Genomic DNA, 16,180 nt, shown 5'->3' on the forward strand with positions numbered 1-16,180 from the left:
TGTGTAGTGGCTGTAAGAATTATTCAATGATATTTAAAAAGTTTGAAATGTACTTCTACTTATTATTCCGATGTAAATTATAGAAATATGTCGCTTGTTTTTTAGTCATTTTGTTATCCATACCAATATAATATGCTAAGGATAATATAATTAGGTTAATACTTAATCCAACCTGCCAGATATGAATTAACCAAGAGAAATCGTTCTTATGATTTATTAAGGATACATTGAAGACGGATACTGAAAAGCTATACATTAACAAGCTATAATAATCTGACAACTTAAGTGGATAACTAAAGTCAATATCAATACTACCATTATGAAAACTACCGTTAAAATAAATATAAGCTACATATATAATTACAAAAGAGATAATTACTTCTAATAGGGAATGGAAAGCTAATGATATTCTAGTACTCTTTTGCAGTGAAGAATTTCTCCATTCATTAATAACTTTAATATTTTCCGCGTTTACGAATACACGCAAATTTACCCGTACCACGTCTATGTAAAATGCATAAACAATCTCAATTGAACGGGATATAAAATGCAAAATAAAAGTTACTAAGAACAACTCTACAAAAAATCCAACCTTTGATAGGAACAAGAATCCATAAAGGAAATACAAAAAGATTACAAGTAATAGGTTTATCCAATTAATATACTGAAGAATATCTCGTTTTTGATTCTGAATTGTTTCCCAGTAACATTCACATCGGTTTTCTTTATCATCTTTATCAAGTTTTCCTTTAAAACATTTCTTACTCGTGCACTCAACAGTTATATACTGTAACGATTCTCTTTCAAGTTTGTCTTTAAAACATTTTGCATACACAAAAGTTGGAGAAACTACAAAAATAATTACCTGTTTACATTTTCTTACTAAACTTTCTACTTTATCTACCAATGTACTTTTTTTCTTATCTTTATTAATTTCATTCTCCGTACTATCTGGTGGGAATTTTTTTGCTAGTTCCTTATTTACAATAGATACTAAGCGGTATGATACATAACCAGGAAAAGCTGAAATGATAATATTTAATAGGAATCCTAATAAAATTGGAATTATTAGCTTATGTTCAAATTCAAGGTTTTTCCAAAAATCGTTCCCTATTTCAAAGCTAAAGCCTCTGTTAAGCACATATAAAAAAGCTGCTAAGAAAAGAGGATAACTAACACTGAGTAGCTTAGAAAAATGATCACGAGGGAATTTCAGTCGTTTGTAAAACATTTCCCAAGTAAAAATTCTTATCTTATAAATAAATTGAGTTGGGTAAATTAATACAATAAATACTGAAAACCAATAAACATATGTACTTTGTGTCCATTTAAAACTGATTTGCAAGGGTTCTAAAATAACTTTTTCACAAAAAATTATGATCAACATAAAGATTGTTACATTTTTTATACGGGCTAGTATATTACTTTGCTCTCTTAACCTTTTGCTCCTTTCTACTTCATATTTATTCGGTATGTAAGTATCATTCTTTTTAATTATTTCTATATCCAAAGCTAGTCCCCCTATATTATCTATGCGAATTAATGTTACCATAATATACCTATCTAAAGAGTAAACAATTTTTATTTTGGTATCCGTTTAGAAGATACTAACTAAAAGTATTAGATTAAAGAGATATACAAAAAAGCCCTGCTTTCTAGCAGAGCTTACGGTCCAAGAAGATTTTTATTCCTTGAACATTTTGTTTATTGTTATCATTTATGAATTATTCTTATAGTAGTTGATAAAGAGATATTGGAGTTCGCAATAATCTACGAAGGTCACAAAGAACATTAACACTTTAATTCTATCCATAAAATATCATTTGGATGCGAAATAGAGTTCCTAGTCAACCTCGTGTATGTTATTTCGGAACTGGAGGTATCCAATTTAGGTTTTAATGCTGACAAACCTATATCTTGAGTATTATTTTTGGTAAACTTCAGTAGGAAAACCAAATATACGTGGTTACCCACCATTGTTAATACCGATCGCAGGGGATAAATGCTGAAATGAGAGTAACAGCAAGATCAATTAGTTGTATTTTCCTTTTATTCAAAACAAATCCTCCAAGTGATTGAGTATTACAATATGTTTCTATAATGGCTTTTCGAATTCCTTTTAGAACAAATACTGATAAGTAATACAAAAAGGCTGTCGAAGAAGCCGTTCTTATTAAACTAACGCACCCTTGAAGAAGAGGGCTTGATTTTTTCTTGATTATTTCTTAATTTTTTATTAGCCTTTTGATACTGTTTTATCACCTTACCTTTAATGAAATGTAGATTGTTTGGCAATTCAAGTTCTAATAATAAGCTAGAGGTGAGTGCCATCTCTTACGGTCATTTGATAGGCTAAAAAAAGATTCTGTTCCTTTTATCTTATTTAATATTAAGTCCGCAACTTTTTGGTAATCGTCATTATTGAAAAAAGGTTTATCCATTATATTTCCTAGCATCCTATTATAACCATTTGGAAATGAATCATAAGCCCTAATAGCATTATCCTCTAACTCGTTTAAAGATGAAAATGAGGTATCCTCTAAAGGGATTAAACTAATACTGAATGTGTCTCCTAAACTATAATATTATATATTTCAGAATTTCCTGTGTGGTCTTGAAGAAAGTGCAGCCCTGCGGAATACGCTATCGGATTGTCCAACGTATCATTTACACGATTATGGATGATATAAATACCAGCGAAATCTTCAATACCCTTGCTATCTCTTACATTTTTATTTTTAAGTTCAAGCAACTCTTGTGGAGTAAATTTTTTTATTTTTTCTCTAAGAACATCTAAGATTTTTCTCACAATTTCTTTATTTGTATTGCGTTCAAACTGGTTTTTTTTAGACGAACATAGGGTGCCGATAGTGTAGTAGAATCATATTCATAATCCTCACCTAAAACCAGTTTTAACCAACCCAATTTATATTCTGTTAGTTTAGAATCGGAATGGAAATCGCTACTTAAAACCTGCCTTATCCAATTCAGTTCATCTTCTTCTGTGATCATATAATCAGCTCAAAGTTACTAATATTTAACATCAATATCTGTTAAAATTATACATTTAAGTATCAAATTCCTCTTTTTTCGCTAAACAGTTGGAAAATTGATATGAAAACAGAAGCTAATAAAAAAACTATTTTCTGTCCCATTAAATATATGGATGAATGATCAAACAGGGCATATTCATATGAATGTGAATGGTAAGTTAACTAGTGTGACAGATAACCCGACCTCTAAACGGGGTAATCCCAGCTTATATTCTATATTAAAGGAACAGCTCCAAAAAGCCGGTAAGATAAAATAATGAGCTAGGTTACAAAAAATACAAAAATCCCTTTGGGCCACAGCCCTAGGGGTTTTTTACATTGAATAAAATTCTATTTCTTAATTTCATCTTTGGGTAAGACATTAAAGGTCCTCCCTGATTCAGGAAGATTTTTTCTCTAGGTGCTGACTTCTATTAAATTTAATGAATAAAAAACCTACTAATAGTTAAAAATGGATTGATAATAAGGAGGTGAATAAAGTGAGAATTAAAAGCTATAGTAATATTTGCGAGTTTTTAAACAGTTTCTTAAAGGAGAGGAAACTATCTCAAACAGAAATTGCAGAATCCCTAAACTATACAACTTCATATATTAACCAAATTCTAAAAAATAAAAAGCGGATATCCGAAGAATTTTTAAGGACATTTAGCGATACTTATACAGAGTTTGAGTTTAATGATTTGATGGAGCTTTTAGAAAAGGAAAAAATGAATCATATCGATGAAGTAGACTCGAAACATAATAATTCAACACCAACCAAAGCTGCTACCTCAGACTTAGTTACTCTCCTCGAGGATATACCCAACTTAGAAAATATACTAAATATGATAACAAGGGATCCTAAAACTCTAGAGCTGTTAGAACTTCTCGGTAGCAATCCAATCGTTCAATCACTTGTTCGAAAATTATCGTATCATTCTGAAGAAATCCAGGAAAATATTGAAGAACAAGTAGACAATTTCCTTGATATTACTATTAGTAATCTCATTACCAGATATACACATAAGGAACTGAAAGAACTTATGTTGAAAACAACAAATAAGTGGTTAAAGGAAGGAATCTTACCAGGTTATGATTCGACTGGAAGCAAAGGACAGGATACTGTTGAGTTTGAGGGTCAATTGCATTTAAGCAATACAGCGTTTTTTTTCACGATTAATAGTAACAATGATTTTTTATCGATTACTACGCGGTATCAAGATCGATTCCCTATGGAAGAGTTTATTAATCTGATTCCTGGGTGGGTGCATAAGGAGAGTAAAAACGGTAATTTAGGTAGTATTTATAAAAACGTGCCATTACAGGTCGTCAGGATATTTAACCTTTCCGAAATAGCTTTAAAAGTCAAATCTCTACTTTCATCACAGGGAGTACCATTACAAAATATTGAACTTGAGGCTTCCTTTGTGGAAAATTACTTTAAATAGGTGATATAAATGTTTTTTAGTCCTAATTATGACTTGCCTATCTATGTAAAGAAATTTATCAAATATCTTAAAAGAGTCAACTACTCCGAACAAACTATTATTGGGTACAGCAAAGATCTTAAGATATTTAATGAGTTTATTTATAGAGAATATCAAGGCAAAATAATGCTTGAACAAGTTACACGTAACGATATATTAGATTATATGGTCTTTTTACAGGATAAAAGAGCTTATAAGCCAAACTCAGTATATAGACATTTATCAACTTTAAAATCTTTTTATAGGTTTTTAGTGGACGAGCTAAATATTAAGGAAAATGTAGCCGCCAAGATACGACATCAAAAGGTTTATACTCCATTACCTCCTATATTGGATATTCAAGAAATGGAAAGATTATTATTGACAGCTAGGGAGTATTCTTTATACTTCTTTACTTTATTTTCTTTTCTCTATTACACAGGAAGCCGGATAACTCCAGTGATAAGTTTAGAAAAGAAAAATGTAAATCTTAAGGACAATAAAATTTACTTCCCAAGAATTAAAGGCGGTGAAGATTTATACCTCCCTATACACAATAAGCTTAAACCTATTATGGAGACATTCCTAAATAATCATCCAGCACCGGCTTATCCTTTTGTCTTCCATTCACCAAGAAATCCTGGAGAATATATTGACCATACCACCGTTAGATTACATTTAAAACGGGTTAAAAACCTTGCTGGCATTGAAAAAAGAGTTACACCTCATATAATTAGACACTGTACAGCAACCCATTTGACCCTTGCAAAAGTAGACCAGAAATTTATCTCAAACATTTTGGGACAAAAAGACCCACGGTCAACTGCAAGGTACCAACAACTAAATGTTGATAATTTAAGGGATTCACTTAATCTGCTTCCTTAATAAATCGTATAAATATGGATAAGGACTTGTTCCTTATCCTTTTTTATTATTATTGACTTTATTTATTTTTTTATACGATTTTATTTATAAAAAAACCACAATAAAATTATTTGGTAAAAAACATAAAAAGAAAACAGTATCTAAGATAAAAGTATGAATTTAAATTAGGTTCTCACTTCACAAAAATTCTTCTTAGAAAGGATAAATTATATTGAAAATAGATTTAATAATGTAGAGGATGATGATAATGCTTGACCAGATCAATTGGTTAATTGGCTCCTTTAGAGAACAGCCAAATCTAATTTTTCAATAGAATATGAAGTGAGATTGGTCGAGCATTTTTATTTGAACCGTAAATTATACGTGACTATGTCTTTCTTCCTGTTGAATAAAACGATTGTATTAACAGAAGTGATGGGTTTAAGACAGAACTAATTGCAATTAAATAAAGAATAATTCAAGAGATGAAAGAACTTGATATATAGGATACTTATCTTGATGTTCTATTTAAAGCTGAACTCTTATATTATCCCATTCATTAGTTAAAGAACGCGGTTTCCTAACCCCTACAAGTTAGTTAATTGGTCTCAGCGTACTCATAGCCCACTAAAATAACGAGTTACATAAAAGAGTTAATAAAGAGTTAACTACCAAATTAAAAATACTAAGCATTTTTTGGAAATAATATTCCTGAAAGGAGGGGAAACTATGTGTTTTGTCCAACTGTACCGCTTTATGGCTCTCTTCTTTTTAACACGTGATCTTCAAAAGTTTGGAGTTAACCAAAGCGAAATTCTTTTTTTAACCAGGGAAAAAGTCAAAATAGCTGAACGAATTATCCATATCAATAGTAGACCTTACGCTATTGAAGATACCACAGCTTATTGCCTTTGGTTGTTAATTAACTCCCTGAGCTTAAGCAAAAGGTATTTGTTTATTACCAAGTTGGCTTAACATTCGATTGTTAATAGGAAAATTACCAAAAAATAACGTAAAGATAAGTATAGCTATCTTTACGTTATTTTTTGTACATTGAGGAATATTATGGCGATTAACTACTCACTCTAACTTTAAAGGAGGTGATTAAATTGGTTGAGCCATTAAAAAATGAATGTGTTACTCATTTCTTGAATATGCCTTCCAATGAACAGTTGCTTTTTATCCTGAACCAAAAGATTGACCAACACTTGCAGGATAAGTACCAGTTGGCAAAGGAGGATAGCTCAAGAAGATTAAACACCTAGAGGAAAAGATATTATAGAGACCTTCCTTCCATATATAACTCCAGAATTAAGAAGCTCTAATTAGAGCTTCTTTATTCTATAACTATTTCCTTCTTTTTCAAGGGTTAATGTTAATTTTCTTCGTATCATTAAATCATTTAAACCCTCGAACCTGCGTTCCTCAATTAACTCCGAAAAAGTAACATCTTCTTCTTGGTAAACCCCATAATCCACTTTATCTTGTAACGCCTTAATCTCAAGGGTAATTCTAAACATATGCTCTTTAAGAGTATTTACATTAATTTTCCCTATGGAAAATTTTTGTTTAAGCATAGCCATCTCTGACTTCAGTGAGTTTATTTTCATTGTATGCTTGTGAACTTTTTGTCTTGCAAATTTAAAACTATCTGGCTTTTTATCTATTTCTTTAATGTATTCCAGTAATAGACCTTCTATCCGATCTTTCCGTACCGATTTAAAGGAACACTTTTTATTTGTACACCTATAATAGTCTGTATTCGCCTGCATTTTATTATTGCAAACCGGGCAACAGAGTACTCCCTTAAACAAGTGACCTTGCTTACTGTATGTTCTTTTTCCTCTTTTTCTTTTTCCTTCATTGATTACCTCAACAACTTTAAAAAAAGTTTGTTCATCAATGATAGCATCGTGCTCCACGGAAGATAGTAATTCAAAGCTAACTGTGAGATCTTCTCCCACTTCTCGCTTATATAACTTACCTGAATAAATAGGGTTAGTTAATAAGCCCTCTACATTATGGGTAGACCATTTTCGGCCAGCTATGCCCAACTCATTAAGTTGCTTTGCAATCAACTTTGTCGTTTGTCCTTCTAAAAATCGATTAAAGATATCTCTCACAATCTTTGCATCAGCCTCTACTATGTTTAAATGTCTCTTCTCATCTCTAGCATATCCTATAGCTGGATTAGTGAGATATTCACCTTGTTTTCTACTCCTATCCTTAGAAGAATGAATTCTTCTTGTTATGCTCTTATCTTCTTCTTCAGTCATAATGGCTTCAAAAGCAATTTCATAATGACTCATCGTAGAAAGCCTCTTATTTTGAGATACACTGATGCATTCAATGTCTTTTGATTTCATTAATAGTAAAATATTAAGCAAGTCCTCAGCTCTTCTAGCCAACCGATTAAAAAATGTAACCAGTACACAATCCACCTTTTTATTATCAATTAAACGCATTAGTTCCTCGTATCCTTCTCTCCTTTGATTGCTAAAAGCCGATTTAGCTTCATCTACAATGTAACCCCTTATGTTATAACCTTCTTGATTGGAGTATTCTTTTAAAATAAACTTTTGATTAGGAATACTTTCTTCTCCATTAATTTTCCCCGAAGTCCGACAGTAACAGCAAACGATGACAATACTCCTATTTATATCTCTCATCGCTCCGTCTTCCCTTCAAAAACGCAAGGGTGAAACTTTATATATACATCTCTCAGATTGAAGTCAATCAATAAGAGATAGGGGAGGTCAAGATATAAGTCATTCCTTCCTTTTACCAGAACATCCTCTTCATTTAAGTCAATAGCTTTCTCATCATACAGGAACTCTAAGAAATGATTAATCTCTCTAATCTCTCTCTCCAAATTCCTAATTTCTTCTTTATTGTAACTAAGCAATAGTTTAAACTCTTTCGGATCATCCTTAAACATTGATTCTATCAACAACTGTGTTCCTTCTAGATCCTTCACTTTTTCCTTAAGGTTCTGTATACGGAATAATAGATTCGTTCTCTCATTCATTAAATATCTATTAACAATGCCGCTTGTATAGTTACCAAAAAGGTGTTCTACAAGTTTTTTTTCAATGCTTTTTGATAAAAGCTCCGCATTAACTGACTTTCGGCAGCTTGGGCAAGATATCTCATCTCCAATCAGTACAACCGGCTTTAAACATTGTATGCAGATTGACAATTGAGGAAGAGTATTTTTCTTTGATTTCCTTCCTTTTACTGAATTACTAATTTTAGTTTTTACAAATTGATAGGTAACCATTGATAGTAAGGGCTCTATATTGCCTGATGGAATTGTGTATTCTTCACCGCTTATTTTTCCGCTTAGAATTCCGGCATAAATATCATTTCGCAGAATATAGGCTACTGAGTTTTTATCCCATACTTTACCCAATCTAGTTAAGCCAAACTTTCGTCTAAGGTCCTTTGCTATCTGACTAAGTGATTGGTTTGAAAGGTAAGCTAAAAAAATATAGTTAACTGCTTCCAACCCTATAATGTCGGTTAAATCTTTCGTCTCATCTAGAGAAGCCAGCTTTAACGCACCGTCCTTTTTCTGAACATATCCTAGAGGGGCTTTGTTCCCTGAATATATTTTCCGGTTCATCACTTTTGTTCTTCTGCCTCCAGCTAGTCTAGTAATAATATTGATTCGTTCCTCTTCAGCAACAATGGATTTAAGAATCAAAAATAACTTGAAGTGTTCGTAGTTATTAGTAATTCCTTCTGAAACAAATACTATCTTATTTACAAACCCACTTATTTTTAAAGCTAAGTTAATATTGTTCCTTAAATCTCGGCCTAACCTATCAACGCTAAAGAAAAGAAGTACATCAATCTTTTCTTCTGACTTTTTCAGAAAATCTAACATTTCCAGTAGTTCAGGTCTCTGAGTATGAACCCCGGAATAACCGACGTCACTATACCTAGCTATTATCTCGATATTGTGTTTGATGCAGTATTCATCCATTACTTGCTCTTGGTATTTAATACCTTCCTTTTCATCGAGGAAATCTCTTGGGTTCGTTGATTTTCTGCTATACTGAATTCCTCTTTTCATAAATTTTAATTACACTCCTTTTTAACTATTCTGATAAATCAATTCAAACACTGTTAACTATTTTAATTTTGCTAATAGTTAACTAGCCCATAAAAATATCCGATTATACTTCTGACAATGATCACTCTTTGGTAACATCTACGGTGTGACGAGTACCGTAGGCTGTTTAACTTACAAAAAACACGATTAATAATTGGGTAAATTGGTAAATATCAAAGTATTTGAAAATTTTTCTCCCCCTAATTAACAAGTTAACTACCAATATTCAACTAATTTTATACAAATAAAGGCACACCTTCGTAGAAAGGTATACCTAAAGTATTTTTCTGAGATGAAATTCCTATCCTTAACTATTTTGCATAGAAAATAGAAAAACAGAGAGCTACATACTCTCTGTTTTATTTAACCCCCCACAACAATTATGTGTATGGGTGAAGGGAGCAGCTAGATGCTTATCCGGAAGCACAATACAAAAATCTGATTGATTATTTTACTACCTTTTGTACGTTTGCTTTCACAAGGTTACCTTCTGCATCAGCACCAGTTTGACCAGTTGCTACAGTTGTAACTTTTAATGATATGATATTTGATGAATTAATCTTTGCAATATAAGTTCCAGGAGATACTGTGATTACAGATGCAACTTTAACCTCTCCAGAATTATATGCACCTGAGTAATCTGCATCAATGAAGTAGAAGTCATCAGCAGTTTCATCTTCTGTATCGTTACAAGCAAGGATCATCAAAACTAAAATGTTCGGACTGCGATTGTTTTATCAATACTGTCAGGATCGCAAACACAAACCGAACACAGAATATTTATTTCTATTGTCTCTCTTCTTTCATCAAAATTCTCTTTAGTTTTCTGCCTTCTTTTTCCGAGTAAATATTATTGCTCTGTAATTCAAATAGCCCTAACTCTTCAGGAGTTAGGGCTATCTTATATTTTAGATTCACAAATCTGTTTGTTTCGGATGTATTTGTAAAACAGGGAGCTATATAATATTTGTTTTCATTTCACACCTTAAATTATGTATTCCTCAAGAGAAGTACACATCTTGCAGTAATGGAGAGAAGCCTTAATTATCTTTTATCCCCAAGCTACCGCTTAAAAAAGAGGACTATCAAAGATAGTCCCCTTTCAATATTACCCAAATTATTTAATTACGATAACCGGAGCATTTACAAGGTTTCCAGCAGCATCTTTAAGATCAATTGTGCTTAATGCTCTCAATTCTACTTTCTTACCTTGAGTTAATTCATCAGTTAAGTCTTCAACAATAGAGAATGTAACTACATTACCAGCTTCTGTGTTTGTTACAGTAGCACCCGGAACAAGAGTTCCATCAACATATAATGCATAATCAGTATCAGCATTAGCGTCAGTAATAGCCTCACTAAATGTTACATCAACTATAGAAGTTGCAGCAAGTGTCTTAACAGCTACAGTTCCAGCAGTTGGACGTACGTTTTCAGTTAAGTCAACTAGTGCGGATGTTTCATTAACAACGCTAGCTGATGGAGAAGCTGGCTTAACATCTTTAACTGTAACTTTGTAATGCCCAGATGTTTTAACTGTGCTATCGTTTAATACTAGTTGAACAGTATATACTCCACCAGCATTAGCAGTTAATTTCGCTTCTTTAACTGTTGCATCTTCAACAGTGTAATTTGCTACATTCTTAGCAGAAGTAGGATCAAGTTTCTGATCAAACGAAATGTTGATTACTCCTGGTGTAGCATTAGATGCAGGAAGTGTTGCAACAAGTTTACCAGTTGCATTTGCAATCTTAGTAGTGCTAAACTTCACGCCCTTGTTTGCAACTGCACTGTTACCCCATTGATCTTTAACTAATGAAGCAGCAAAGTCAGCAGTGTAATTAGTATCATCAACCAATAAAATAGTGTTTAGGTTAATAGATACAGACTTAGATACTCCATCAACTGCATTGTAAAGAACAGGTGTTACAGACTTAGAAACTGTTTGGTCTACTCCGTCAGCATCTACAGATTTGAAATCCACTGCAACTGTAGATTGTGGTACAACATTTTCATTGTAAGTAAGTACTAAAGATTCAACACCATTTACACGTTGAACAGCAGCATTAACGACTTGAGGAGCTACCTTATCAACAGCAAAGTTAACTAGTGTAGAAGTTGCAGCACTGTCGTTTCCATTTAAATCTTGAACAGCAGCAGCATCTAAAGTTACTGCAACTGCATTAGTTTGTGCAGTAGTTGTAACGTGAACCAAAGTTTTATCTTTAGAATCTACTACTGCAGTTGTAACTGCAACTCCATTTACTTTGATCTTGCCAGCAGTTGCGCTATCCAAGTCTTCTGAGAATTTAAGATCAAAAGTAGTTGGAGATGTTGCAACAGAACTTACAAATGTAGGTGCTGTTTGGTCCGAGTTATCATACTTGAATGTAGCAGTAGTCGGCTTGTTAATATTGCCATTATAGTCAGTTGCATCCGTGAAAGATACTACAATGTTTTTACCAACAGTAAGGTTAGCTTTTGTTAGTGTATATTCGATATAGTCGTTACCTGGAGTAAATGTTTCAGTAATTCCACCTGCAGTTATAGCTGAACCGTCCGCATAAGTATAATTAGTTGGAGTTACAGTAGCTAGAGGCTCAGAGAAGAATACACGAACCTTTGAGTTTGAAAGATACTGAACATTTTTCACTTCTGGTCTAGAAGTATCATTAGCCACAAAGTTTGTTACAGTTGGGGCAACAGCTTTTCCATCCACTGTTTCAACTTTATCTTTTACTAGTTCGAATGCATAGCTACCGTCAAATGAAGTAGCAGCTGTAATAGTCAAAGTTTTTCCATCTTCGCTTAGTGATGCTCCAAGAGAATCAGCAGCAGCATTGTTGATTTTTACCGCACCATTTATAAGAGTACCAGCAACTTCTGGTAATGTTGCGCCAGCAGGAGCAACAATTGTGCTAGCTTTTACTGGTTTGTTGAACGTAACTTCAATTTCTTTAGCGTTAATCGCACTTACACTCTTAACAGCAGGAGTTTGGTTAGAAGTGATTTCTTTGTTTAACTCAGTTTTCACTCCGTAAACAGTTGATTCAACTGCAACTTTGTTTGAACCTTCTTGTAGTTTAAGAGTATAAGATCCGTTTTCGTTAGCTGCTACTGCTGTTCCATTAAGTGTTACCTTAATTTCTGAACCTTTAGTAGCTTTGACAGTGATTGTTTTTGTTTCTTCGTCAGTTTTTTCTCCGTCAGTGATGCCTTCGATAGTTACTGCAGCTTGAACAGTGTCTTCGAATTTTTTGTTGTTTTTCTCAACTGCTTTTGTGATGTTTTTAGCTAATGTAGTGTCTAATTTTGCAATTTTAGCTGCTTCTTCTTTAGCGCCGTCGATTTCTTTGAAAGCAGCTTCAAGATCTTTTTTGATAAGTTCTTCTTTCTCGATTGCTTTGTACGCTTTGTAAACTTTCATTTCGTCGTTTACAGAGTTAACTAGTTTGTTTGCTGCATCAGCATATTTCGCAGTTAGAAGATCACGTGCATCCGGTCCGTAGACTTTAGCTACATTTGCTTCGAACTCTTCAATTTTTGCTTGGTACGCAGCTTGTGTAGTTGAAACTGTAGATTGTTTTCCACTTGCTACAGCTTCTGTAAATGCTTTTTTAGTAGGATTAAGGTTTGTAGTGACAGCTTTCAAGTATTGTTCAGCGCGATCTAGATATTTTTTGTTAGTATCTAGTTCTTTTGTAAGAGCCGCTTTTTGAGCTTTAGTTCCGCCTTTTGAAGCGATCTCTTTTGCAGCTGCTGCATAAGCATCTTGAGCTGATTTTACGTCTTTTTTGATTGTTGCTAGTGCAGGAAGTTTATGATTTACGCGAGCTGTTTTGTTATACGTGTTGAATGCTTTAAGCATTGCTGATGAAGCTTTTGTAATCGCTTTGTCAACTGAGCTAGTAGCTGCCTCTGATTGTGTTGGTGCTACTGCGACGAACGCTGATGCGGCAATTGCAGTTGCCGTTGCTAATTTAATTGCTTTCTTTTTTCCCATGTTAGAAAAAACTCCCTTTCAATATCTAAAGTAGTGCGTTAGGAACGCAAGCCCATATAGAGCGAAATAACTAACGACTTACAAAAAAACGCATTTAATACTAAATGACCAATTCATAATTCCTACGACAAGTAATAATATCAATGACTAGTTCTTTTAAACTAGAGAACTATAATTGGGTTAATTACCAATCCGTTCTACTTAATCTATAATAATACAAGTTTTTTGGAATTTCTACCTTTTTATAAATATTTATTGGGAAAAAACCTAGTAATTGTTTCCAATTATTCTTTTAACTAGATTTAAAGCTAACTAAATTTGATAATAATAGTTTTATATTCCATATAATCAAATAAATGAATTAGATATTACTATTTTGTCAATCTCAAATACTATTGACCTACATTTTGTTATGTTATGACATTTTAGTGAAGTAATCGTTAATTACCAGCCTTATTCTTGATTTAAACTGGGTGAAACTAAGGATTTTTCAGGTATAATTTTCTTCGCCCGCTCCCCTTTCTACAGGTATTTAGTGACACAAAAAAGACACCTATTGGAAATAGGTGTCTTTTTTGTGTCACTTCAAATATTTCTTCAGAACCGGCTTCATTTTATCACTTACCAAATGGCTGCCGCCTCGTCCTTTTACGTCTTCCATCATCCAGGCCATGATCAGCTCTGGGTCTTCAGTATCCATGGCAACCAGCCAACCATTTTCGGTTCCGCTGGAATTCTTGGATGCTTTGGTCTCGGCTGTGCCTGTTTTCGTAGCCAGCTTCACTCCAATATCGTTTAAATCATGTGCGGTTCCTTTAGGATGCTCCACGACCTGTGTCAGCATCTTGGTGATCGTAGTTGCTTGATCTGCAGAAATGATGTTTTCTTTCAACGGTTTCTTTTCCGTTTTATCGCCTGTCACTAAGGAAGGGGCCATGATGTTTCCTTCATTTAAGAAAGCCGAGTAGGTCATTGCCAAGTGAAGGGTGCTCATTTGGACTTGGGCTTGCCCATAGCTAGCGTCAGCCAGGCGTCCTTCGCTATCGAGCTTTCCAATACTTGATGCTTTAATCGGGTAGTCAAAGTTCAGGGATTCATCAAAACCGAAGTCTTGGAGCCCTTTTGAAAATTTATCTTTACCAAGTTTCAATGCCTGTTGGGCAAAGTAGATATTATCAGAATAGATGAGGGCCTTTTCCATATCAATCGGCACTCCTGGGTTGGAGACCCGTGTGATGGAATGGTCTTTCCAGTTCGATTTCGCCCATTTTGTTCCTTGAATGCTGAGTGCCGCTTTAGGATCGATTCCATTTTTCAATTCAATCGCCGCCGTTAGTGCTTTAATCGTCGATCCCGGTGCAAAGGTTGAACTGAACCGGTTCAGCAATGGCTTGTCCGGGTCATCTTCCAATGCCTTTTGTTCCGCGTTCGTGATGCCCAGTACATATTTGTTCGGATCAAAAGAAGGACTGGATACGAGCGCCAGTGTCTCGCCGGTATTCGGATCAAGTGCTGCCGCTGATCCCGCTTCGTTATCATATTGCTTGAAGATATCCTTTTGAAGCTCGGCATCAATCGTCAACGTGATCGTTTCGCCTTCTTCAGCCGGTTTCTCGGCGATGATTTTTTCCTCGCCTTCTTCTGTCTTGATGAAGATCTTGCCTCCTGGTTTCCCTTTAAGGCGTTCTTCTAGAATTTGCTCGAGGCCACGTTTTCCGATGACGTCATTTGCGGTGTACCCCTTGCCTTTTAATTTCTCCAGATCTTCCGCCGAAGCCTCCCCAACATAACCGATTAAATGCGCAGTGGCCTTTTTATAAGGATAGATCCGTTCCTCGGAACTGTTGGCAGAGACCCCTGGGATGCTTAACAGCTTATCCAAGGTTGCTGTCTCATCAGAAGAAATTTGCTTGATGGGCACGAAGTAACTAGGTTGCACCCATAATTGGTTCAATTTCTTTTCGACTTCATCCGTTGTCATGTTAAGAGTACCGGCCACCTGTTTGACGGTGGCTTTTTTGTCACCCATTTTCTCTGGTACGATTCCGATTTCCGAAACCATCCCATTCATCGCCAGGCCACGTTCATTCCGGTCGACAATTTCGCCACGGATGGCCGGGTAGGACTCGACTGATATCTTTTCACCAGCTTTGAGATCCGGGAAGATATAGCTTTCATCCCATTTAATGTACCAATTTTCTTCCTTGTCTCTCTCTTCTTTGACAAGGGTCGCCTTATGGTCGGAACTGACAGCTCCCGCTAGCGTGTTCATGTCAACGGTATAAGCCAATTTCACCTTTTCATCATCTTTATGTTCTTTTGCTTCTTCTTCTTTTGGTTTAGTATAGCCCACCTTGACTTGGTCGGCTTCGATTCCTTTATAGATCTTTTTATATCGCTCTGCAAATTCATCTGCACTGACTTGTTTCTTCGTATCAGCTGACAGATAATCATACATCTTCGCAAAATCTTGTTTATTCCATAGTTTCGTATAGGCCGCAAAGCGTTCTTCTGGACTAGGTTCTTCCGAGCACCCCGCCAAAAACATGACACTCATCAACAAACAGCCGAAAACTAATGCTAATCTTTTCATAATCTCCTCCTAATGAACAGTAAGAATGATATCTATAGTTTATCAAAGGTTGGGAGGAAAAGGGGAAATTTGTAATGACACTTTCCCTCTTTTTACTATTTAGGA

General features: G+C 34.5%; 10 protein-coding genes. 4 read left to right on the forward strand and 6 right to left on the reverse strand.

Annotated features, from left to right (window positions below):
• Nucleotides 1-55: 55 nt before the first annotated feature.
• Nucleotides 56-1,510, reverse strand: a complete 1,455-nt coding sequence (locus ACIQXQ_RS01705) for a hypothetical protein (RefSeq protein ID WP_402954762.1) — start codon at nucleotides 1,508-1,510, stop codon at nucleotides 56-58.
• Between the two features lie 2,022 nt (nucleotides 1,511-3,532).
• Between ACIQXQ_RS01705 and ACIQXQ_RS01710 the strand changes: the two genes are divergently transcribed.
• The 4 genes from ACIQXQ_RS01710 (at nucleotide 3,533) to ACIQXQ_RS01725 (ending at nucleotide 6,627) form a co-directional block, all read left to right on the forward strand.
• Nucleotides 3,533-4,480, forward strand: coding sequence for a helix-turn-helix transcriptional regulator (locus tag ACIQXQ_RS01710; protein ID WP_402954765.1), 948 nt, complete (start codon nucleotides 3,533-3,535; stop codon nucleotides 4,478-4,480).
• Between the two features lie 9 nt (nucleotides 4,481-4,489).
• Complete coding sequence (locus ACIQXQ_RS01715; protein ID WP_402954768.1) at nucleotides 4,490-5,383, forward strand: tyrosine-type recombinase/integrase; 894 nt, start codon at nucleotides 4,490-4,492, stop codon at nucleotides 5,381-5,383.
• A 708-nt stretch (nucleotides 5,384-6,091) separates the two neighbouring features.
• The gene (locus ACIQXQ_RS01720) at nucleotides 6,092-6,337 is read left to right on the forward strand and encodes a hypothetical protein (protein ID WP_402954771.1); all 246 of its coding nucleotides are present in this window, start codon (nucleotides 6,092-6,094) and stop codon (nucleotides 6,335-6,337) included.
• Nucleotides 6,338-6,471: 134 nt separating this feature from the next.
• On the forward strand, nucleotides 6,472-6,627 hold the full coding sequence (locus tag ACIQXQ_RS01725) for a hypothetical protein (RefSeq protein ID WP_402954774.1): 156 nt from the start codon (nucleotides 6,472-6,474) through the stop codon (nucleotides 6,625-6,627).
• 60 nt (nucleotides 6,628-6,687) lie between these two features.
• On the opposite strand, the gene ACIQXQ_RS01730 is transcribed toward ACIQXQ_RS01725, so the two are convergent.
• The 5 genes from ACIQXQ_RS01730 to ACIQXQ_RS01750 all read right to left on the reverse strand — a co-directional run bounded on the left by ACIQXQ_RS01730 (nucleotide 6,688) and on the right by ACIQXQ_RS01750 (nucleotide 16,075).
• Nucleotides 6,688-8,031, reverse strand: coding sequence for a recombinase family protein (locus ACIQXQ_RS01730; RefSeq protein WP_402954777.1), 1,344 nt, complete (start codon nucleotides 8,029-8,031; stop codon nucleotides 6,688-6,690).
• Complete coding sequence (locus ACIQXQ_RS01735; protein ID WP_402954780.1) at nucleotides 8,028-9,440, reverse strand: recombinase family protein; 1,413 nt, start codon at nucleotides 9,438-9,440, stop codon at nucleotides 8,028-8,030. The genes ACIQXQ_RS01730 and ACIQXQ_RS01735 overlap by 4 nt, the downstream gene beginning before the upstream one ends.
• A 485-nt stretch (nucleotides 9,441-9,925) precedes the next feature.
• On the reverse strand, nucleotides 9,926-10,186 hold the full coding sequence (locus ACIQXQ_RS01740; protein WP_402954783.1) for a hypothetical protein: 261 nt from the start codon (nucleotides 10,184-10,186) through the stop codon (nucleotides 9,926-9,928).
• 410 nt (nucleotides 10,187-10,596) lie between these two features.
• Nucleotides 10,597-13,482: a hypothetical protein gene (locus tag ACIQXQ_RS01745; protein WP_402954788.1), complete on the reverse strand. Its 2,886-nt coding sequence runs from the start codon at nucleotides 13,480-13,482 to the stop codon at nucleotides 10,597-10,599.
• Between the two features lie 580 nt (nucleotides 13,483-14,062).
• Nucleotides 14,063-16,075, reverse strand: coding sequence for a penicillin-binding transpeptidase domain-containing protein (locus ACIQXQ_RS01750; RefSeq protein ID WP_402954791.1), 2,013 nt, complete (start codon nucleotides 16,073-16,075; stop codon nucleotides 14,063-14,065).
• Nucleotides 16,076-16,180 lie beyond the last annotated feature (105 nt).

It is taken from the genome of Peribacillus sp. NPDC097198 (assembly GCF_044762055.1).
Taxonomy (GTDB): Bacteria; Bacillota; Bacilli; order Bacillales; family DSM-1321; genus Peribacillus.

Bases quoted from the DNA above. Each gene is read 5' to 3' on its own strand.
- ACIQXQ_RS01735 (WP_402954780.1), bottom strand. From the start codon at position 9,440: ATGAAAAGAGGAATTCAGTATAGCAGAAAATCAACGAACCCAAGAGAT.
- ACIQXQ_RS01745 (WP_402954788.1), bottom strand. From the start codon at position 13,482: ATGGGAAAAAAGAAAGCAATTAAATTAGCAACGGCAACTGCAATTGCC.
- ACIQXQ_RS01730 (WP_402954777.1), bottom strand. From the start codon at position 8,031: ATGAGAGATATAAATAGGAGTATTGTCATCGTTTGCTGTTACTGTCGG.
- ACIQXQ_RS01720 (WP_402954771.1), top strand. From the start codon at position 6,092: ATGTGTTTTGTCCAACTGTACCGCTTTATGGCTCTCTTCTTTTTAACA.
- ACIQXQ_RS01750 (WP_402954791.1), bottom strand. From the start codon at position 16,075: ATGAAAAGATTAGCATTAGTTTTCGGCTGTTTGTTGATGAGTGTCATG.
- ACIQXQ_RS01715 (WP_402954768.1), top strand. From the start codon at position 4,490: ATGTTTTTTAGTCCTAATTATGACTTGCCTATCTATGTAAAGAAATTT.